Source organism: Ollibium composti (assembly GCF_004801285.1).
Taxonomy (GTDB): domain Bacteria; phylum Pseudomonadota; class Alphaproteobacteria; order Rhizobiales; family Rhizobiaceae; genus Mesorhizobium; species Mesorhizobium composti.
The window spans coordinates 43,939-63,282 of the sequence record NZ_SSNY01000012.1; the positions used below are offsets into that span (position 1 = coordinate 43,939).

The following is a 19,344-nucleotide window of genomic DNA, read 5'->3' on the forward strand; positions in this document are numbered from 1 at the left end:
TTTCGCAGGGAGGGCACGGGCGCCGCCTGTCGTCCGGCGGCGCCCATGGTTTTCAGTCGACCACCAGCGGGAACAGCACGCCGCCGTTGTTCCACAGGTTCGTCAGCTCGCGGTCCATCTTGTAGGGCGAATCCTTGCCGAGATCGCGGTCGAAGATCTCGGCGTAGTTGCCGACCTTCTTGATGACATTGTAGGCCCAGTCGTCGGAGAGCCCGAGGCCCTTGCCCATGCCGGGCGTCGCGCCGAGGAACTTGGCCACCTGCGGCGAGGTCGGCTTGGCCTTCATCTCGTCGACATTCTTGGAGGTGATGCCCTCCTGCTCGGCGAACAGCAGCGCCGAAAGCGTCCAGTTGGCGACGTCGACCCAGTTGTCGTCGCCCTGGCGCACGATCATCACTTCAGGCTCGACCGCCAGGACGTCGGGCAGGATGACATGGTCCTCGACCTTGCCCTTGGCGATGCGGGCGATGGCCAGCACAGGTCCCCATTGCGCGTAGAGGTCGCAGCGGCCGGAGAAATAGGCCTGCTCCAGTTCCTCGGTCTTCTCGATGACCACCGGTTCCAGCTTGATTCCGAGCTTCTGCGCGTAGGCGGCGACCTGCTGTTCCTGCGTGGTACCGGCCGGAATGCAGATGGAGCCGCCGTCGGCATCCTTCAGCGAGGTCAGGTTGAGCTCCTTGTGGGCCATCACCTTGGTGGTGCCGAGATAATAGGACATGGAGAATTGCAGGCCGAGCTCGGTATCGCGCGACAGCGTGCCGCCGGAGGCCTTGATGACGATGTCGACGTCGCCCGACTGCAGCGACGGCCAGCGCTGCGCCCAGCTGATGGGAACGATCTTCAGCTTCGCCGGATCGCCGAGCACGGCCGTCGCCACCGCCCTGCACAGGTCGATGTCCATGCCCTTCCATTCGCCCTTGTCGTTCACCTCGGCGAAGCCGAGATAGGAGCCGTCGTGGCCGGTGCAGTTGAGCACGCCGCGCTGCTTGACCGTTTCGAGCGTCTTTCCGCCGGCGGCTTCGGCCGGGGCCGAGAGCTGCATGAGGCCCAGCGCCAGCGCTGCGGCACCCCATTTCGTCATGTTCTCCCATTTCGTCATGTTCATTGTCTTTCTCCGCTGTTGAGGTTGTTCAGTCTTCTTCTTGTTGGGGCCTTTGCGGCCCGGATCGCAAAACCGGTTTCAGTCGCCGAGAGGGATCGGCTTCGGCAGCGGCGAGGCTTCCAGGTCGCCCTGCCAATCCTGCTGCGTCAGCCATCGGTGCAGGGTCGAAACGGCCTTCACCCGCAGATAGCCCTTGGGCACGACGAGATAGAAGCCGGGGACTTCCTCCGGCTTCATGTTCGCTATGGCGTCGCGTCCGAGCGGCGCCACCAGCGCGCCGGAGCGCAGGTCTTCTTCCGCGTCGATGACGGAGACGAGGCCGACGCCGATGCCCTGCAACGTGGCGCGGCGCATGGTGGCGGCGTCATCGAAGCCGATGCTGCGGTCGCTGTCGGTTTTTTCGACGGCCAGGTGGCGAAGGATGTCCGGCCACAGCCGCTTCGACTTGACTGTGTCGAGCAGCGTGAATTGCGTCAGGTCCTGCGCCGACCGGATCTTCTCGCCGATCGAGGGTGTGCAGCAGATGATCTTCGGATCCACGACCAGCAACGTCGCTTCGTAATCCTGCCAGACGCCGTAGCCCCATTGCACGGTCATATCGATGTCGTCGCGGCCAAAGTCGGGCAGGTCGACCATCGTCGTCAGCCTGAGGTCGACGGCGGGCATGATCTCGCGGAACAGCGACAGGCGCGGCAACAGATAGTGGGTGGCGAAATAGGGGCTGGCGTTGAGGTTGATGCGGTCCCTGTAGGCCGACTTGGTGACGCGGCGCACGCCTTCGGCGAATTCGTCGAACCCGGCCTTGACGTAGTGGGACAGAAGGATCGCCTGCTCGGTCAGCTCGATGGAGCGTCCCTTGCGCTCGAACAGCGTCACCTGGAGCGTGTCTTCCAGGAGCTTGATCTGCTGGCCGACCGCCTGCGGCGTAACGAGAAGCTCGTCCGCCGCCTGGCGGAAGCTCTTGTGCTGCGCGACGGCGTGGAAGACCCTGAGCGCGTTCAGCGGCGGAAGGCGCAGCTTGCCGGTCATCGTCAGGTCCGCTCCTTTCCCGCCTGGTTGATCCTCACTCCCGGACAGTGCCGGTCGGTTGCGTCAGGCGTAGATGTAACCGCCGGACACGATGACCTGTTCGCCGGTCATGTAGGTGTTCTTCGGTCCGCCGGTCATCAGCACCCACTGGGCGATCTCGGCCGGCTCGGCGCCGCGGCCGAGCGGGCTCGCCTTGGCCAGTTCCTCCAGGAAGCCGAGCGCCTTTGCCTTGTCCGTCGCCATGCCCGCTGGGGCGACCGAGTTGATCAGGATACCGTCCTTCGCGACATAGTGGGCGAGCGAACGCGTGAGGCTCACGACGGCCGCCTTGGTCGCCGCGTAGTGCATGTTCTGCGGGTGCGCCTTGAAGGCGTCGACGGAACTGAGGTTGACGATGCGGCCGCGCACAGCGCCCTTGGGTTCCTGCGCCTGCATGTGCTTAATGGCGGCCACCATCATGTGATAGGTACCCTTGATGTTGATGCCGTTGGACGCATCCCAATCCGCATCGCTGATTTCCAGCGTCGGCTTGCGCGGATAGATCGCGGCGCAGTTGATCAGCGTATCGATGCGGCCGATCTTTGCTGCGATCTTCTCGAATGCGGCGTGGCACTGCGGACCGAATTGTATGTCGGCGGTGGCCGATGCAGTCGGCAGGCCCTTGGCCCTGGCGGGCGCCAGCGCCGCCTCGGCGGCTTCCTGGTTGATGTCGATGATGCCGATCGCGGCCGCGCCCTCGTCCACGGCCATGCGGGCGAGCAGCGCTCCAAGACCGGAACCGCCGCCGACGATCAATACGCAAAGGTCCTTCACTTCGCTGTTCTCCTATTTGCTGCCGCTCTGCGTGGTCGGGCGCGTTGGCATGATGTCGAGACGGGTGACGTCGGCCGAGGCCGGCAGGGCAAGAAGGGCGATCACCATTTTGGCGACGTCCTCGGGTTGCACGGCGACGTTGCCGGCGTACATGGCGGCCCGCGCCTCGGTATCGAGAATGGCGCTGTAGAGCTGCGTCTCGACGCGGCCCGGGACGAGTTCGGTGACGCGGATGCCGTATGGTGACAGGTCGGCGCGCAGCGCGGCGGCGAAGCCGGCGATGGCCGCCTTGGTCGCGGAATAGACCGCGACGTTCGGGAACGCGGCGTGGGCGGCCGAGGAGCCGGTGAAGACGATGTGGCCGGAGCGGCGCTCGCGCATCTGCGGAACGACCAGCCGGGTGAGCAGGATGGCGGCGCTGAGATTGACTTCCAGCGTGGTGTCGATATCGGCCACCTTCATGTCGGCGAAATTGCCGAGCGGCGGCATCATGCCGGCATTGTTGATGAGGACGTCGACGACGAGATCGGCCAGGAGGGCCTCCAGCCCGTCGCGGTCGGTGACGTCCATGGCGACGGGGACGATGCGCGGATGTTCGCCTTGCAGCCGTTTCAGCGCGGCTTCGTTGCGTCCCATGGCGTAGACGTCGTAGCCCGCCTCGCTCAACGCGACCGCCATGGCGCGGCCGATGCCGCTGGTGGCGCCTGTTATGAGGGCTGTCGTCACGGTCGTTCCCCCGATGCTGCGGGAAGGCAATGTGCGGCCTCCACCGGTTGCGCGAAACCAAGAAAACCCGCAAAAAGGAAAGATAAACTTTCCAATCCGACATGACGCGGGAAAATCTCTGTGAGCCGCGTAGGCCTCGAGGCCATGGAAACCATGGACTTGAGGCTGAATTCGGTGTGCTGTCGGCGCCGCCTGTTCTCAAGCGGTGACCAGGGGCGTCAAAACTACGGCTTTCGCATTCGTGTCGCTCGGCTTGGCTTTCGGCGGGTGTGGTTCAGGGCCGGCCGGCCGGCGGAGCGTGCTTCAGCTCCGTGAAGAGCGCGGCCGCCGCCGCTTTCTGTTCGGCGTCCGTCGCTGCGATTCCCGACGCCGCCGCCAGCGAACGCACGCGTTCCAGGCTGTTGTGGAGGTGCCGGTGCATGGCGCGGCGCGCGGCATCGCCGTCGCGCTTCTCGATGGCATCGACGATGGCCCGGTGCTCCTTGTGGATGCGCGCGTAGTAGGCCTCCTTGCCGGACGGCGCGACGACGTAGCCGAGCTGGTAGCGCGGCACGATCATCGGCCGCAGATAGGCGAGGAAGCCGTGGATGAATTCGTTGCGGGTCGCCCTGGCGATCGCCAGGTGAAAATCGTAGTCGTAGTGGATCTCGATCGCGGCCGGGTCCTCGTGCCTGGCGTCGAACTGCTCCATCAGGGCGCGGATATCTGCGGCTTCCGCGTCGGTCCGGCGCTCAGCGCAAAGGCCGGCTGCCTCGACCTCGACGCTCAGTCTGAGTTCGAGCAGGGCGATGGTTTCCGGCAGAGTCTTGAGCGCCTCGTCCGGTATCGAGAAGTTGCGCGCGGCGGGCGTCTCGCTGACGAACATGCCGCGCCCCTGCTGCGGCACCACCAGCCCTTCCGAGCGCAGTCGGGCCACGGCCTCGCGGACGACGGTGCGGCTGACGTCGTATTCGACGCAAAGCTCGGCCTCGGTCGGCAGCTGGGCGCCGGGCTGAAGCGCGCCCGAGCGGATCTTCTGCGACAAGCCTTCCGCCACGACGGTGGACAGCGGTTTTCGCTTCGTCATCGGTCTCCCTTCACCCGGTTCGGCCGGAGCGCGGACAATGCCCCGGCCGGAGCGGACTTTCAAACCACTATCGATGCTCAGCCAGGGCCACCGGGCGGATCGGATTGCCCTGCAGGTAGTGGGCGTAGGGCGCCTGCACGAGCCAGCCGGCGTCGACCGGCAGGGTCACGCCGGTGATCGCGCCGGCTTTGTCCGAACATAGGAACAGGGCCGCCTCGGCGACGTCGTCGGGATCGACGAAACGGCGCAGCGCCGTCGTCGCCTTGATCGCTTCGGGATTGCGCTCGCCCCTGGCGATGCGCGCCTTCAAACCGTCCGACAGCGTGTAGCCGGGTGCCACGGCGTTGACCCGCACGCCCTGCGGGCCGAGTTCGGCGGCAAGCATCTGCGTCAGCGCCAGAACCGCGTGCTTGCCCGGCGTATAGGCGGGCAGCGACAGCGGCGCGAAGGAAGCGAGCGAGCCGACATTGAGGATGGCGCCGCGTCCGGCCGCCGCCATCAGCCGGCCGAACACCTGGCAGCCGAGCAGGGTGCCTCGATAATTCACGCGCCACAGGCGTTCGTCCTCGTCGAGCGCCTGGTCGAGGACGCGCGTGCCGCTTTGCAGGATGCCGGCTGAGTTGACCGCCACATGCGGCGCGCCGAAATCCTGCTCCACCGCCTTGCCCAGCGCCTCGACGGAGCCGGCATCGCCGACGTCCGTCTCTATGAAGCGGGCCGCCGGCGCGCCGCCCTTCAGGCAGGCCTGCGCGGTTTCTTCGCCGCGCCTGCCATCGCGCCCGGCGACGACGACGGTGGCGCCGTCGGCGGCAAAGCGCAGGGCGATCGCCCGGCCGATGCCGGACGTGCCGCCGATGACCACGACCGTGCGGGGCTCAGCCATTGGCGCGATCCTTGCGCTCGACGTCGAAGAACTCCGCCATGCCGCGCATCTGGAAATCCATCATCGGCCGGCCGGGCTGGACGCGGCAGCCGATCTCCTTCGCTTTCTTGAGCAGCGCCGTCTCGGCCGGCTCCATGATGATGTCGACGACCATCATGTCCGGCGTCAGCTTGCTTACGTCGAGGGGATAGGGGTCGCCCGCATGCATGCCGACCGGCGTGGCGTTGACCGCCATGTCCATGCCGGAGGGATCGGCTTCGCCGGCCGCGATGCGGCAGGCCGGAAACGCCTTGCCGACAAGCGCGGCAAGGTTCTCGGCGCGCGAGCGATCCACGTCGTTCAGCCGGATCTCGGCCACGCCCGCCTCCGCCAGGCAATAGGCGATGGAGGCGCCGGCGCCGCCCGCGCCGACCTGCAGCGCCTTGCGGCCTTCGAAGCTGTAGCCGGCGGCCCTGAGCGCGTCGATGAAGCCGACGCCGTCGAAATTGTCGGCGTACCACCCGCCGTCCGGCAGCCGGCGGACGGAGTTGGCGCTCTGCACGCGAACCGCGCGGTCATGTCCGCCCGCGCATTTGTGGTAGACCGCGACCTTGTAGGGCACCGAGATGATGACGCCGCGGACGTTCTCGGCAGCCGTCAACCCAGCCCAGAAGGTGTCGAAATCCTCCGGCTTGCAGCTCATCGGCACCATCAGGCTGTCCAGTCCCTTCTGCTCGAACAGCTCGTTGAACATGCCGGGGCTCTTGGCGTGGCCGACAGGGTGGGCCAGCATCACGAACACATCCGCCTTGCCGCTTCCGCGCATCGCTTCAAATCCTTCCCTTGAACCTTCATCGCCGGCCGCACCATGAGGCGGCCCGGTGTCGGGTGCCGATATCGCCGTACCGCCGACGATATCCCGTTGCGGTCGCGCAATCTCATATGATATAGGACATCATACAAATTTCAATCCATCTTCTTTCGGAGGTCGACCGATGCAGGAACGCGCCAATCCGCTGAAGGCCGCGGTAACGGCCGGGCGCCCGCATATCGGTGTGTGGTGCTCGCTGGCCTCGGCGCTGACGACCGAGATCGTCGCCGGGTCCGGCGCCGGCTGGCTGCTGATCGACGGCGAGCACAGCCCCAACGACCTGCGCAGCATCATGGCGCAATTGCAGGTGGCGGCGGCCTTTCCCTGCGAAGCGGTGGTGCGCCTGCCGTCCGACGATCCCAACCTGATCAAGCAGGCGATGGACATCGGCGCGCGCAGCCTGATGATCCCCAATGTCCGCACCGCCGACCAGGCGCGCGCGATCGTCGCGGCGATGACCTATGCGCCGGGCGGATTCCGGGGCTTTTCGGTCGGGCACCGCGCCAACGCCTTCGGCCGCATCGCCGGCTATCATGCCAATGCGCGTGCCCAGCAGCTTCTCGCCGTGCAGATCGAGGACGAGACCGGTGTCGGCAATGCGGCCGACATCGCGGCGGTGGAGGGCGTCGACGTGCTGTTCGTCGGACCCGGCGACCTGTCGACCAATATGAACGCCATGGGCAATCCCAATGCCGCGCCTGTGCAGGAAGCCATCCGCTCGGTGCGCGTCGCGGCCGCCGCCGCCGGCAAGGCGAGCGGCATCCTTGCACCGGCGAAGGCGGATGCCGACCGTTATCTGGCCGACGGCTTCACCATGGTCGCGGTTGGCTCGGACCTCGGCCTTCTGGCGCGCGGCTCCGACGCGCTGGTCGCTTCCTTCAAGTCCTGACTCGTCATCGCTCACTCGGGAATATCCTGATGGCCATCCCTCCCTACAAGGCACCGACCCGCACGGCCTACGACATCGTCATCGTCGGCGGCGCCGTCGTAGGCTCCTCGAGCGCCTACTGGCTCAGCCAGGCACTGGGCGGCAGCGCCTCGATCCTCGTGGTGGAGCGCGATTCGAGCTACGAGTTCTCCTCCACCGCGCTGTCGACCAGCGCCATCCGCCAGCAGTATTCCAACCCGATCAACGTCAAGATCAGCCAGTTCGGCATCGAGACGATCCGCCGCTTTCCCGAGCTGATGGCGCCGTTCTTCCCCAACGAGCCGGCGCCCGATCTCGGCTTCCGCGAGCACGGTTATCTCTACTGCTGCTCGCCCGAGGGCGTGGAGGCGGCGAAGGCGCGCGTCGAGTTGCAGCGCAGCCTCGGCGCGCACACGGTCTTTCTCGAGCCGGGCGCGCTGAAGGAGCGCTTCCCCTGGCTCAACGTGGACGATCTCGGCGGCGGCTCGTGGGGATCGCGCGAAGAGGGCTGGTTCGATTCCATGGGCATGCTCAACGGCTTCCGCCGCGCCGCGCGCGGCTCGGGCGTCGAGTATATCGACAACGCCGTGGTCGGCCTCGACATGGCCGACGGGCGGGTCGCGGCGGCGCGGCTGGCGACCGGCGAGACGATCTGGTGCGGCACGCTGGTGAACGCCGCCGGGCCGCGGGCGCAACTCGTCGCGGCGATGGCCGGCCTGTCGATCCCGGTCGCGCCCTACAAGCGCTACAGCTTCGTCTTTTCCAGCGCCACGCCCATTCCCGGCCGCATGCCGAACGTCATCGACCTTTCCGGCACCTTCGTGCGGCCGGAGGGCGAGCTTTTCCTTACCGGCAACACGCCGCAGGGCGACGGACCGGCGGACTACGACGACTTCGAGATGCACCATGAGGAGTTCGACGATTACATCTGGCCGGCGCTGTGGCATCGCATTCCGGCCTTCGACGCGCTGAAGGTGCAGACCTGCTGGACGGGCCACTATGAATACAACATGCTCGACCACAACGGCATCGTCGGCTTCCACCCGCAGGTGACCAACTTCATGTTCGCCAACGGCTTTTCGGGGCATGGCCTGCAGCAGTCGCCGGCCGTCGGGCGCGCCGTGTCGGAACTGATCGTCCACGGTGCCTTCCAGACGCTGGACCTGTCGCCCTTCAGCTACGAGCGCATCCGGCGCAACGAGCCGTTCCTGGAGGAAGCGGTGATCTGACCCGTCTCTTCACCCGCCGAGCCGATCGAGCTTTGCATCGAAGTGGCGCCGGAGAAGGCGAGCGGCAGGATTCGCAACCCGTAGCTGGTGGTGAAGGACCAGGGCTTCCGTCCTGCGGCTTTCGGGAACCGGGCCGACCCTGAGTCTATCGGCTGGTGCCGACGCGCGAGCGGACCTGTGCGAGACAGAGCACCAGCAAGAGAGCCGTCAGGGCGGCGGCGAACAGCACGCCGAGCATTGTCGAACTGCCGCCATGGTCGAGCAGGAGCGCGCCGACCGACGGCGCGAGGGCCTGCATGATGAGGCTCGGCACGGCGAGCCGCCCCATGATCGAGGCGTAACGGTAAGGGTCGAACAGGACCAGCGGCAGCGCGCCGCGAGCGATCGTATGGACGCCGTTTCCCGCGCCATAGAGGATCAGGGCGAGCGCGGTGACCGGCCAGCCGGTGAGCAGGAGCCCGGTTCCGGCCGCCAACAGCAGCACCGATGCGAGCATGGTCCACAGCGGATGGTGATACTTGCCGATCACCATCTCGACGACCCGCGCGCCGACTTGCGAGGGGCCGATCAGCGTGCCGAGGCCGACCGCGACCGCAAGGTCGATGCCGCGAAGCTGCAGGACGGTGAGCAGGTGCACCGACAGCATCGAGGCGATCATCGCCGCCAGCGCGGTTATGCAGGCGAGCAGCACGAAGGTCGGCCGATGCACGGACGACCCGGCGCTTGGCGGCGGCCCGGCAATTCCTGAACCGGCGATGCCCGGAGCGGCCGGCACGAGCATCAGGAAGGCGGGCAGGCTGACCACGAGCTGGATGCCGGCATAGGTGAAGCAGGTAGCGCGCCAGCCGAAATGCTCGACCAGAAAGGCGCTCAGCGGCCAGCACACGGTGCTGGCGAAGCCGCCGAACAGCGTGAGCGAAGTGATCGCGCCACGGGCGTCCTTGCCGTACAGGCGGCCAAGCGTTCCGAAGCCGGCGTCGTACAGGCTGGCCGACATGCCCACCCCCATCAGCATCCAGGCGAGGAAGTAGACGGGCAGGTTCGGGGCAAGGCCCATGACGACGAGGCCGGACGCGAGCAGGATCGCACCCGCGATCAGCACCGGCCGGCCGCCGTTGCGCTGGATGAGGCTGCCGGTGAACGCCGAGGCCAGTCCCGAGCACAACAGCCCTGCCGAGAGCCCCGCCACGACCCAGGTGAACGGCCAGCCGGTATCGGTGGCGATCGGCCTGGCCAGAACGGCGGGCAGGTAATACGAACATCCCCAGGAAAGGATCTGCGCTATGCCCAGCGCGGTGATAACGATGCGACGGTTCATGGGTCGGGTTCGGCGAACGGTGTGTCCTTTTCCCGTAACAGATCGCGCACCGGAATGACCATGGCGGCGACCGGTTCTTTCAGCCGATCCGCTGGAGAACGTTCGCCATCGTCAACCGAACGCGGGCGCGACGGACTTCTTGTGCTGCTCGACTTCCGCGAAAAGCCAGTCCAGGAACCGGGTTATCTCCGGTTTGCTGCCGACACCCGGCCTCTGGTGAAGATAATAGCCTGCCGGATAGTCGTGGTAGACATTGAACGGCGCGACCAGCTTGCCCTCCTGCAAAAGGTCCTGCGCCATGATCGTGTCGGCGAGCGCGATGCCCGTGCCGTTCGCCACCTCGCGCATGATCAGCGTGCAGTCGTGCAATACGGTGGTGGCCCCGCTGGCTTCGCCGACGACCCCTTCCTGTGCCAGCCACCGCTCCCACCGCCTGCTTTCGCGCTCGTGGATCAGGCAATGGTGCAGCAGGTCCTGCGGCGTGCGCAGCGGCTCCGGCCCGTTCAGCAGGGCCGGCGAACAGACCGGCGTCAGCATGAGGGGAAGGATCAGCTTCAGAGCCGGACTGGTCTTCTCGTTGAATTCGTCGACCACCGCCAGATCGAAATCGGATCGCTTGCCCGAGGTAGAAATCTCCAGGTCGATCGACGGATGCAGGCGCCGGAAGGTCGGCAGGCGGTCGGCAAGCCACAGGTTCAGGAATGTCGGCTCGCACATGAAGCGGATGCGCTTGTGCCTTTTACGGGCGCCGTTCACCAGACTGACGTCTTCGGTGGCGCGCCTGATCGCCTCGAAGGCTTCCGAGAGGGTGTGTGCGTAATAGGAGCCGGTGGCCGTCAGGGTGATCTGCCGGAAGCTGCGTTCGAACAGGTCCTGCCCGAGGCTGCGTTCGAGGAACCTGATGTGCCGGCTGACCGCCGACGGCGTCAGCCGCAGCTCTTCAGCGGCGTCCTTGACGCTGCCGAGGCGGGCGGCAGCTTCAAAGGCCCGCATCCCGTTGAGTGAAGGCAGAACCATGGATGGATCATGATCTTTCGATTGATTTTTTGTCAACCGAAAGACGTGAAATTGACGTTTGAACACCCGTCTCGCTTTTCTGAATATCGAAAGCCGACTGGATGGCCTCGGCAAGCCATCCGGTCCGGATTCTCAAGCAGCGAACAGGGTGAAGCCTTTCATGCCCCAATCTCCGGAGATTGCCTTCCAGACCGTGGCCGAGGTTCCTGACGGCGCGCCTGTCGTCGTGATCCTGAAGGCGGGCCGCCGGGGTTTCGGCCGACAAGCGCAGGCGCTGGATTCCAGGGCCGGCGGAACGCTGGCGCGCGCCTGCGAGGCGCCGGGCTTCTCCGGCAAGAGCGGCGAATGCCTGGATATCCTGTCTCCCGGCAGCCTTGCCGCGCGGCGCGTCGTCGTCCTCGGGCTCGGCGATGCCGAGGCGATGACGCCGTTGTCGCTGACCCGTGCCGGCGCGGGGCTGGCCGCCTTCCTGGAAGGGAAGGGCGAGGACGCCGCCGCAATCGTCCTCGATGCCATCGAGGGGGCTGCCGTTGCGGGGGCGGAGCTTGCCGGGCGCCTGGCGTTCGGAATGCGCCTGAGGCGATACCGTTTCGACCTGCGCAACAAGCGGCCCGGCGCGGCGGCCGAAGCCGGCTGGACCATTCATCTAGTCGGCCCGCAGGACAGGGACGCCGACGCCCATCTGGCGCGGATGAGCGCGGTCGCCGATGGTGTCGAATTCGCCCGCACGCTGGTCAACCTGCCTTCCAACATCCTGCATCCCGACAGCTTCGTCGATCATCTGGAGCCGCTGCGGGAGGCGGGGATCGAGATCGAGGCGCTCGACGCGGCGGAGCTGAAACGGCTCGGCATGAACGCCCTTCTGGCGGTCGGGTCCGCTTCCCAGCATCCGCCGCGCATCGTCGTCCTGCGCTACAACGGCAAGAAAGGCGCGGACGCGCCGCTGGCCTTCGTCGGCAAGGGCGTCTGTTTCGATTCCGGCGGCCTTTGCACCAAGACCGGGCCGCAGATGTTCGAGATGAAGGCCGACATGGCGGGTGCCGCCGCCGTCGCCGGGCTGCTGCTGGCGCTGGCGCGGCAGGGCAGCGAGGTCGATGTCGTGGGCGTGCTCGGCATCGCCGAGAACCTGCCTTCCGGCAAGGCCTACAGGCCCGGAGACGTCATCACCACCCTGTCGGGCCAGACCGTGGAAGTGTTTGACACCGACTGCGAAGGTCGCATGCTGCTCGCCGATACGCTTTACTACACGGCCACGCGCTTCAAGCCTTCCGCCATGGTCGACCTGGCGACGCTGACCTATTCGGTCATGCGCGGGCTGGGCAGCGTTTTCGCCGGCCTGTTTACCACCGACGACGCCGTGGCATCCGGCATGATCGCCGCGGGCGAGGCCGTCGGCGAGCGCTTCTGGCGCATGCCGCTCGACCATGCCTATGACGAGGGATTGCAGTCGCCGCTGGCGGACCTGCGCCAGCACGCGCGCGACCTCGAGGACGGCGACGCGCCCTATGCGGCGGCATTCCTCCGGCATTTCACGGACAACCGGCCCTGGGTGCATCTCGACATAGCCGGCAAGGAACTGGCGGCCACCGACGGCCCGCTGGCGCGGCAGGGCGGCGTCGGCTTCGGGGTGCAGATGCTGGAACAGTGGGTTCGCGCGGGCGGCCGGGCAGACAGGTGATTGCCGGCTGGCGATTGCCGCCTGGGGCGGCGGTGTATAGCGTGCAGGTTCGGGAGGGGAAACGGTGACTTCGATCGCGAGTAGGGAGGGGCGTGCCCGGTTCGGCGCCTACGAGACGTGGTACCGGGTATCCGGCGACCTCGGCACGGACAAGATGCCGATCGTCATCCTGCACGGCGGCCCCGGCGTCGCCCACAACTATGTCGATTCCTACAAGCTGCTGGCAAAGCAGGGCCGCGCCGTCATCCATTATGATCAGCTCGGCTGCGGCAACTCCACGCTGCTGCCCAACAAAGGCGCTGATTTCTGGACGCCGCAGCTCTTCATCGACGAACTGGAGAACCTCGTCGACCATCTCGGCATCCGGCCGGCGTTCCATGTGCTCGGGCAGAGCTGGGGCGGCATGCTGGGCGCCGAATATGCGGTGACGCGCCCGAAGGGCCTGCGATCGTTGACCATCGCCAATTCGCCGGCCTCGATGAAGCTGTGGGTGGAGGAGGCCAACAGGCTGCGCGCCGGCCTGCCTGCGGATGTCCAGGAAAGGCTTACCCGGCACGAGCAGACCGGCACGACCGACAGTCCCGAATACCAGCAGGCGACGATGGCCTTCTACGAGCGGCATGTCTGCCGCGTCGTGCCGTTCCCACCCGAGGTGGAGGAAAGCTTCGCCCAGGTCGCACGCAACCCCACCGTCTACAACACCATGAACGGGCCGAACGAGTTCTTCGTCATCGGCACGTTGAAGAGCTGGAGCATCATCGACCGCCTGCCGGCGGTCGATGTGCCGACCCTCATCATCTCCGGCCGTCATGACGAGGCGACGCCGGCGACGGTGCAGCCCTACAAGGACGGCATCAAGGGGGCGCAATGGGAAATCTTCGAGAGCTCCAGCCACATGCCGCATGTGGAGGAAAAGGAAAAGTGCATGCAGGTCGTGGGTGCCTTCCTCGACCGGAACGATCGTTGAAAAGGGGAACGAGATGAAGAAACTTCTTTTGGCGGCCGCAGCCGCGGCCTTGTTGACGTGCACATGGCAGGCGCCCGCGAGCGCGGAATATCTGAAGGAACACCGGGGCGGCACCATGCGATTGCTGGCGCGTTCGGCGGCCGGCACGCTCGACCCGCACATCAACTACACGCTGCAATATTGGCAGATCTTCCAGCCGCTCTATGACGGCCTGGTCGCCTTCCGCAAGGCGGACGGCAAGGACGGCTTCAAGATCGTCGCCGACCTTGCCGAGGACATGCCGGCGGTGAGCGACGACGGCAAGTCCTTCACCTTCAAGCTGCGCAAGGGCATCAAGTTCTCCAACGGCCAGGACGTGACGGTCAAGGACGTGGTGGCGTCGTTCCAGCGCATCTTCAAGGTCTCCGGCCCGACCTCCGGAACCTTCTACGCCGGCATCGTCGGAGCCGACAAATGCCTTGCCGACACCAAGAGCTGCACCCTGGAAGGCGGTGTGGTCGGCGACGAGGCCGCCGGCACGATTACCATCAACATCGTCAAGCCGGATGCCGAGTTCATCGACAAGCTGGCCATGCCGCATGCCGTGATCCTGCCGGCCGACACGCCGACGGAGGACGTCGGCTCCAACCCCATTCCGGGCACCGGCGCCTACACGATCTCGGCCTACGACCCGAACAAGGGCATGACCATGGTGCGCAACCCGCACTTCCACGAATGGAGCGAGGAAGCCCAGCCCGACGGCTATCCCGACGTGGTGCAGTATGACTTCGGCCTGACCGAGGAGGCTGCGGTGACGGCGATCCAGAAGGGCGAGGCCGACTGGATGTACGACCAGCCGCCGACCGACCGGCTGGTGGAACTGGGTACCAAATATATGGACCAGGTCCATATCTCGCCGCTGACGGCGTGGTGGTATGCGCCGCTGAACACGCGGCTGGCGCCGTTCGACAACGAGAAGGCGCGGCAGGCCGTCGCCTATGCAGTCGACCGCAACACGCTGGTCAACCTGTTCGGCGGCAAGGTGCTTGCCTCGCCGGTCTGCCAGGTGCTGCCGCCGGATTTCCCCGGCCATGTGGACTATTGCCCGTTCACCAAGGACCCCGGCGCCAAGTGGTCCGCGCCCGACCTCGACAAGGCCAAGCAACTGGTCGAGGAGTCCGGCACCAAGGGCCAGAAGGTCACTGTCATCGTCGAGGACAACGCCGTGTCGCGTTCGATCGGCGTCTACCTGCAGAGCGTGCTCAGCAGCATCGGCTACCAGGCCGACGTGAAGCCGATTTCCCCAAATATCCAGTTCACGTACATCCAGAACACCAACAACAAGGTGCAGATGTCGGTCAGCCAGTGGTATCAGGACTATCCGGCCGCCTCGAACTTCCTCAACATCCTGTTCGGCTGCGATAGCTTCCGCGAGGGTTCGGACGCTTCGGTCAACATTTCCGGCTTCTGCGACAAGGCTATCGACGCCAAGATGAAGCAGGCAATGGATCTCGGCGTGACGGACCAGGAGGCGGCCAACAAGCTGTGGGCGGAAGTCGACAAGGAAGTCACCGACAAGGCGGCGGCCGTGGCCCTGTTCACGCCCAAGCATGTCGACTTCGTCAGCAAGCGGCTCGGCAACTTCAAGTTCAACGCCCAGTTCTACTGGATATTCACCCAGGCCTGGGTGCAGTGACGTTGCGTTGACGGGGGACCGAGTGTCGAGCGACGTCGTAGCCGTGCCGCGCAAGACGCGGGGGCCCTGGGCCCTCGCTTTTGCGAAGCTGACGGGAAACAGGGCCGCCATGGCGGCCCTGGCCGTCTTCGTCCTGATCGTCATCGCCTGCCTCAGCGCGCCGCTCTATGCGCGCTGGGCCGGCGTCGATCCGTTCGTGTCGACGCTCGACAGGATCATCACCATCGACGGGCAGGACGTACCCGTCATGGAGCAGTCCACCGAGGGGCTGGGGCTGGGCTATACGCCGCTCGGTCCGACATGGCGGCTCGGCAATTACTTCCTCGGCGCCGACAACCAGGGCCGCGACGTCATGGCCCGCCTGCTTTACGGCGGGCTCAACTCGCTCCTCATCTCCGCCGTTGCCACGGTGCTGACGCTTCTCCTCGGCACGGCGACCGGCCTGGTCGCCGGCTACTTCGGCGGCCTCACCGATACGGTGCTGTCGCGGCTGCTCGACATATTGTGGGCCTTCCCGATCTACCTCCTGGCGATCTCGCTTTCCATCGTCACCATCGCGCAGGGCATTTCCATCGGGCCGATAACGATCGAGTCCGGCAGCCTGTGGCTGCCCATCATCATCATCGGCATCGTCTACGTTCCCTATGTGGCGAGACCCATACGCGGGCAGGTGCTGTCGCTGCGCAACAGCGAATTCGTGCTTGCGGCCATCAATCTGGGCGTGCCGGGGCCGCGCATCCTGTGGCGCGACATCCTGCCGAACGTGACGACCACGCTCATCGTGTTCGTGCCGCTGATGATGGCGCTCAACATGCTGACAGAGTCGGCGCTTTCGTTCCTGTCGATCGGCGTGCAGCCGCCCGATGCGAGCTGGGGCACCATCATCCAGGACGGCCAGGCGCTGCTCTACACGCGTCCGCTGGTGGCGCTGGCGCCCGGCATCGCCATCGCCGTCTCGGTCATGGCGCTCAACGTCTTCGGCGACGGCCTGCGCGACGCGCTCGACCCGCGCTCCAAGATCGAGCTGGGGCGGGACTGATGATCTATCCGATCCTGCGCCGCCTCGCCCAGATGCTGTTCGTGATGTTCGGCATTTCGGTGATCGTCTTCCTGATCTTCTTCGCCACGCCCGGTGCCGACCCGGCCGCGCGCATCGCCGGCCGCAACGCCTCGCCCGAGGTGCTGGAGGCGGTACGCCATTCCTTCGGCTTCGACCGGCCGCTCTACGTGCAGTATGCGCTGATGATGCAGAAGATCTTCGTCACCGGCGACCTGACCTCCTTCGTCAATCGCGGCTGGAAGGTGGTTCCGGCGGTGCTGGACTCCATTCCCGTCACGCTGTCGCTGGTGTTCGGCGCGGCCGTGCTGTGGGTGGTGTTTTCCATCCTCATCGGCGTCGTCGCGGCCGCCACGCGCGACAGCTGGCTGGACAAGCTCCTGATGGCGCTCGGCCTGCTCGGCATCTCCATGCCGGTCTACTGGGTGGGCGAGGTGATGAACCTCGTCAGCCAGAGCCGCTATCACGACACATGGCTGTTCTCCTGGGTGCCGCCGCTCGGCTACGTCAACTTCTCCGACGATCCCAAAGGCTGGTTCCTCGCCCTGGTCATTCCCTGGATCACGCTGTCCATCCTCTATATCGGCATATACGGGCGCGTGCTCAGGGCGGCGATCATCGAGTCCATGCAGGAGGACTATATCCGCACCGCCCGCGCCAAGGGCCTGTCGGAAACCCGCATCCTGCTGCGCCATGCATTGCGCACGTCGCTGATCGCCTTCGTCACCCTGTTCGGGCTGGATTTCGGCGCGCTGGTGGGCGGCTCCGCCCTTTTGACCGAGGTCGTCTTCGGCCTGCAGGGCATCGGCAAGCTGACTTATGACGCGCTGCAGAGCCTTGACCTGCCGATGATCATGGCGACCGTCATGTACGCCTCGATGTTCGTCGTCATCGCCAACGCGGTGGTCGATTTCGTCTATATCCTCCTCGATCCGCGCGTGAAGACTTCATGATCCTCTCCGTGCGCGACCTCAAAGTCTCCTTCCGCACCGACGACGGTATCGTGCGCGCCATCGACGGCGTCTCCTTCGATCTCGCCGAGGGCGAGATCCTCGGCGTGGTCGGCGAATCCGGCTCGGGCAAGACCGTTTCGCTGCTGGCGGTGATGGGGCTCATCACCGATCCCAACGCGGTGATCGAGGGCTCGATCCGCTACAAGGGCCGCGAGCTGGTCGGCCTGCCGGCCAGCGAGCTTCGCCTGCTGCGCGGCAACGAGATCGCCATGATCTTCCAGGACCCGATGACGGCGCTGACGCCGGTCTACACGATCGGCTGGCAGATCGCCGAGCAGATCCGCGCGCATCAGCGCATCAGCAAGGCCGCGGCCATGAAGCGCGTCGAGGAGTTGCTGGCGGAAGTCAATTTCCCCAATCCGCACGAGGCGATGTCGCGCTATCCGCACCAGCTCTCGGGCGGCATGCGCCAGCGCGCGGTGATCGCCATGGCGCTGTCCTGCAGCCCGGCGCTGCTGGTGGCCGACGAGCCCACCACCGCCCTCGACGTGACCGTGCAGGCCGGCATCCTGGACCTGGTGCGCAAGCTCAGGGCAACCCACAATTCGGCGGTCGTCTTCATCACCCACGACATGGGCGTGGTGTCCGAGCTCGCCGACAGGGTGATGGTCATGTATGCCGGACGCATCGTCGAGCGCGGCAGCCGCCAGGATCTTTTCGCCGATTCCCTGCATCCCTATACGCGGGCGCTGCTCGGCTCCATCCCACCGCTGACCGGCGACAAGCCCCACCGCCTGCCGGCCATTCCCGGCTCGCCGCCGTCGCTGCTGAGGCTGCCGAAGGGATGCGCCTTCGCGCCGCGCTGTCCGGTGCGCTACGAGCCCTGCGATCTCGGCAAGCCGGCCCTCGGCGACGGCAACCACGCGGCCGCCTGTTTCCGGACGGCGCAACCATGAGCGCGCGCATGCAAGGTACGGACCAGCCCATCCTCGAGACGCGCGCGCTCGGCAAGCGCTTTTCCATCGGCACCCGCTTTTCCTCCGAGGGCCGCCGGCTGGTGCATGCCGTCGACAATGTGTCGCTCACCGTGCAACGCGGAGAGACGCTCGGGCTGGTGGGGGAATCGGGCTGCGGCAAGTCGACCCTGGCGCGCTGCCTGGTCAGGCTCTACGACATCACCGAAGGCCAGCTCCTGTTCGAAGGCGAGGACATCACCGGAAAATCGCTGGCCGGGCTGAGGCCGTTCCGCCGCCGCCTGCAGATGGTTTTCCAGGACCCGTCCGCATCGCTCAACCCGCGCCGCCGCGTCGGCGACCTGGTGGCCGAGCCGCTCAGGGTGCATGGCAAGCTCGGCGCCAAGGCCATCCGCGAGCGCGTCGTCGAATTGTTCGATCTGGTCGGGCTGCTGCCGGATCATGTGGTGCGCTATCCGCACGAGTTTTCCGGCGGCCAGCGCCAGCGCGTCGGCATTGCGCGCGCCATCGCGCTCAATCCCGATCTCGTCGTGCTGGACGAGCCCGTCTCGGCGCTCGACGTGTCGGTGCAGGCGCAGATCGTCAACCTGCTTGCCGATCTTCAGGAAAAACTGAAGCTGACCTACGTCTTCATCGCCCACGACCTGTCGGTGGTGCGCCAGGTCTCGAACCGCATCGCGGTGATGTATCTCGGCTCGATCGTCGAGGAGGGGCCGTCCGAGGCGGTTTTTTCCGCGCCGGCGCATCCCTACAGCCAGGCGCTGATCTCGGCCGTTCCGGTGGTGGAGACGACGCCCGGCGGGCGCCGCAGGCGCATCATTCTGTCGGGCGACGTGCCGAGCCCGCTCAACCCGCCCACCGGCTGCCGGTTCCACCCGCGCTGCCCCGTCGCACAGGAACGCTGCGCCCGCGAACGCCCGGCCCTTGTGGAGCACAAAGCCGGCCGGAAAGTCGCCTGCCACTTCCCGACGATATGACGGGCCGTCAGCCAACGGATAACGATGCCCGCCGAAGAAGAACCCGGTTGCGCCGATACCGTCCGTGGAAATAGATGCGTCCGGTCGCGTGCTTCGGGACGCTGCCGCGCGGCAGGGTCGAGA

18 protein-coding genes are annotated in these 19,344 nt (G+C 66.2%); 9 read left to right on the plus strand and 9 right to left on the minus strand.

Annotated features, from left to right (window positions below; translation table 11 throughout):
* Positions 1-52 precede the first annotated feature (52 nt).
* The 7 genes from E6C48_RS18485 to E6C48_RS18515 all read right to left on the minus strand — a co-directional run bounded on the left by E6C48_RS18485 (position 53) and on the right by E6C48_RS18515 (position 6,424).
* Positions 53-1,105 (minus strand): amino acid ABC transporter substrate-binding protein, encoded by a 1,053-nt coding sequence (locus E6C48_RS18485; RefSeq protein ID WP_230978857.1) that lies wholly within the window; start codon positions 1,103-1,105, stop codon positions 53-55.
* Positions 1,106-1,180: 75 nt separating this feature from the next.
* Entirely contained in the window at positions 1,181-2,131 is a 951-nt protein-coding gene (locus tag E6C48_RS18490; protein ID WP_136359659.1) for a LysR substrate-binding domain-containing protein, read from the minus strand.
* A gap of 63 nt (positions 2,132-2,194) precedes the next feature.
* A complete protein-coding gene (locus E6C48_RS18495) occupies positions 2,195-2,944 on the minus strand; it encodes an SDR family NAD(P)-dependent oxidoreductase (protein ID WP_136359660.1) in 750 nt (249 codons plus the stop codon).
* 12 nt (positions 2,945-2,956) lie between these two features.
* Positions 2,957-3,670 (minus strand): SDR family oxidoreductase, encoded by a 714-nt coding sequence (locus tag E6C48_RS18500; RefSeq protein ID WP_136359661.1) that lies wholly within the window; start codon positions 3,668-3,670, stop codon positions 2,957-2,959.
* A gap of 274 nt (positions 3,671-3,944) precedes the next feature.
* The gene (locus E6C48_RS18505; RefSeq protein ID WP_136359662.1) at positions 3,945-4,736 is read right to left on the minus strand and encodes a FadR/GntR family transcriptional regulator; all 792 of its coding nucleotides are present in this window, start codon (positions 4,734-4,736) and stop codon (positions 3,945-3,947) included.
* Between the two features lie 67 nt (positions 4,737-4,803).
* A complete protein-coding gene (locus E6C48_RS18510) occupies positions 4,804-5,619 on the minus strand; it encodes an SDR family NAD(P)-dependent oxidoreductase (RefSeq protein WP_136359663.1) in 816 nt (271 codons plus the stop codon).
* Positions 5,612-6,424 (minus strand): shikimate dehydrogenase family protein, encoded by an 813-nt coding sequence (locus E6C48_RS18515; protein WP_136359664.1) that lies wholly within the window; start codon positions 6,422-6,424, stop codon positions 5,612-5,614. The genes E6C48_RS18510 and E6C48_RS18515 overlap by 8 nt, the downstream gene beginning before the upstream one ends.
* 169 nt (positions 6,425-6,593) lie before the next feature.
* Between E6C48_RS18515 and E6C48_RS18520 the strand changes: the two genes are divergently transcribed.
* Positions 6,594-7,358, plus strand: a complete 765-nt coding sequence (locus E6C48_RS18520) for an HpcH/HpaI aldolase family protein (protein WP_136359665.1) — start codon at positions 6,594-6,596, stop codon at positions 7,356-7,358.
* A 29-nt stretch (positions 7,359-7,387) separates the two neighbouring features.
* On the plus strand, positions 7,388-8,605 hold the full coding sequence (locus E6C48_RS18525) for an NAD(P)/FAD-dependent oxidoreductase (RefSeq protein WP_136359666.1): 1,218 nt from the start codon (positions 7,388-7,390) through the stop codon (positions 8,603-8,605).
* A 145-nt stretch (positions 8,606-8,750) separates the two neighbouring features.
* On the opposite strand, the gene E6C48_RS18530 is transcribed toward E6C48_RS18525, so the two are convergent.
* Together E6C48_RS18530 and E6C48_RS18540 are read right to left on the minus strand one after the other, a co-directional pair.
* Entirely contained in the window at positions 8,751-9,923 is a 1,173-nt protein-coding gene (locus E6C48_RS18530; protein ID WP_136359667.1) for an MFS transporter, read from the minus strand.
* Between the two features lie 111 nt (positions 9,924-10,034).
* Positions 10,035-11,006, minus strand: a complete 972-nt coding sequence (locus tag E6C48_RS18540; RefSeq protein WP_230978858.1) for a LysR substrate-binding domain-containing protein — start codon at positions 11,004-11,006, stop codon at positions 10,035-10,037.
* 94 nt (positions 11,007-11,100) lie between these two features.
* On the opposite strand from E6C48_RS18540, the gene E6C48_RS18545 reads away from it, so the two are divergent.
* The 7 genes from E6C48_RS18545 (at position 11,101) to E6C48_RS18575 (ending at position 19,221) form a co-directional block, all read left to right on the plus strand.
* Positions 11,101-12,618, plus strand: a complete 1,518-nt coding sequence (locus E6C48_RS18545; protein ID WP_136359668.1) for a leucyl aminopeptidase — start codon at positions 11,101-11,103, stop codon at positions 12,616-12,618.
* Between the two features lie 64 nt (positions 12,619-12,682).
* Positions 12,683-13,585, plus strand: a complete 903-nt coding sequence (locus tag E6C48_RS18550) for a proline iminopeptidase-family hydrolase (protein WP_136359669.1) — start codon at positions 12,683-12,685, stop codon at positions 13,583-13,585.
* Positions 13,586-13,598: 13 nt separating this feature from the next.
* Entirely contained in the window at positions 13,599-15,260 is a 1,662-nt protein-coding gene (locus E6C48_RS18555) for an ABC transporter substrate-binding protein (protein WP_136359670.1), read from the plus strand.
* Between the two features lie 22 nt (positions 15,261-15,282).
* Positions 15,283-16,299: an ABC transporter permease gene (locus E6C48_RS18560; RefSeq protein ID WP_136359671.1), complete on the plus strand. Its 1,017-nt coding sequence runs from the start codon at positions 15,283-15,285 to the stop codon at positions 16,297-16,299.
* Complete coding sequence (locus E6C48_RS18565; RefSeq protein WP_136359672.1) at positions 16,299-17,270, plus strand: ABC transporter permease; 972 nt, start codon at positions 16,299-16,301, stop codon at positions 17,268-17,270. Before E6C48_RS18560 ends, E6C48_RS18565 begins: the two co-directional genes overlap by 1 nt.
* Positions 17,267-18,226 (plus strand): ABC transporter ATP-binding protein, encoded by a 960-nt coding sequence (locus E6C48_RS18570; protein WP_136359673.1) that lies wholly within the window; start codon positions 17,267-17,269, stop codon positions 18,224-18,226. Before E6C48_RS18565 ends, E6C48_RS18570 begins: the two co-directional genes overlap by 4 nt.
* Complete coding sequence (locus E6C48_RS18575; protein WP_407941022.1) at positions 18,223-19,221, plus strand: ABC transporter ATP-binding protein; 999 nt, start codon at positions 18,223-18,225, stop codon at positions 19,219-19,221. The genes E6C48_RS18570 and E6C48_RS18575 overlap by 4 nt, the downstream gene beginning before the upstream one ends.
* Positions 19,222-19,344: the final 123 nt, after the last annotated feature.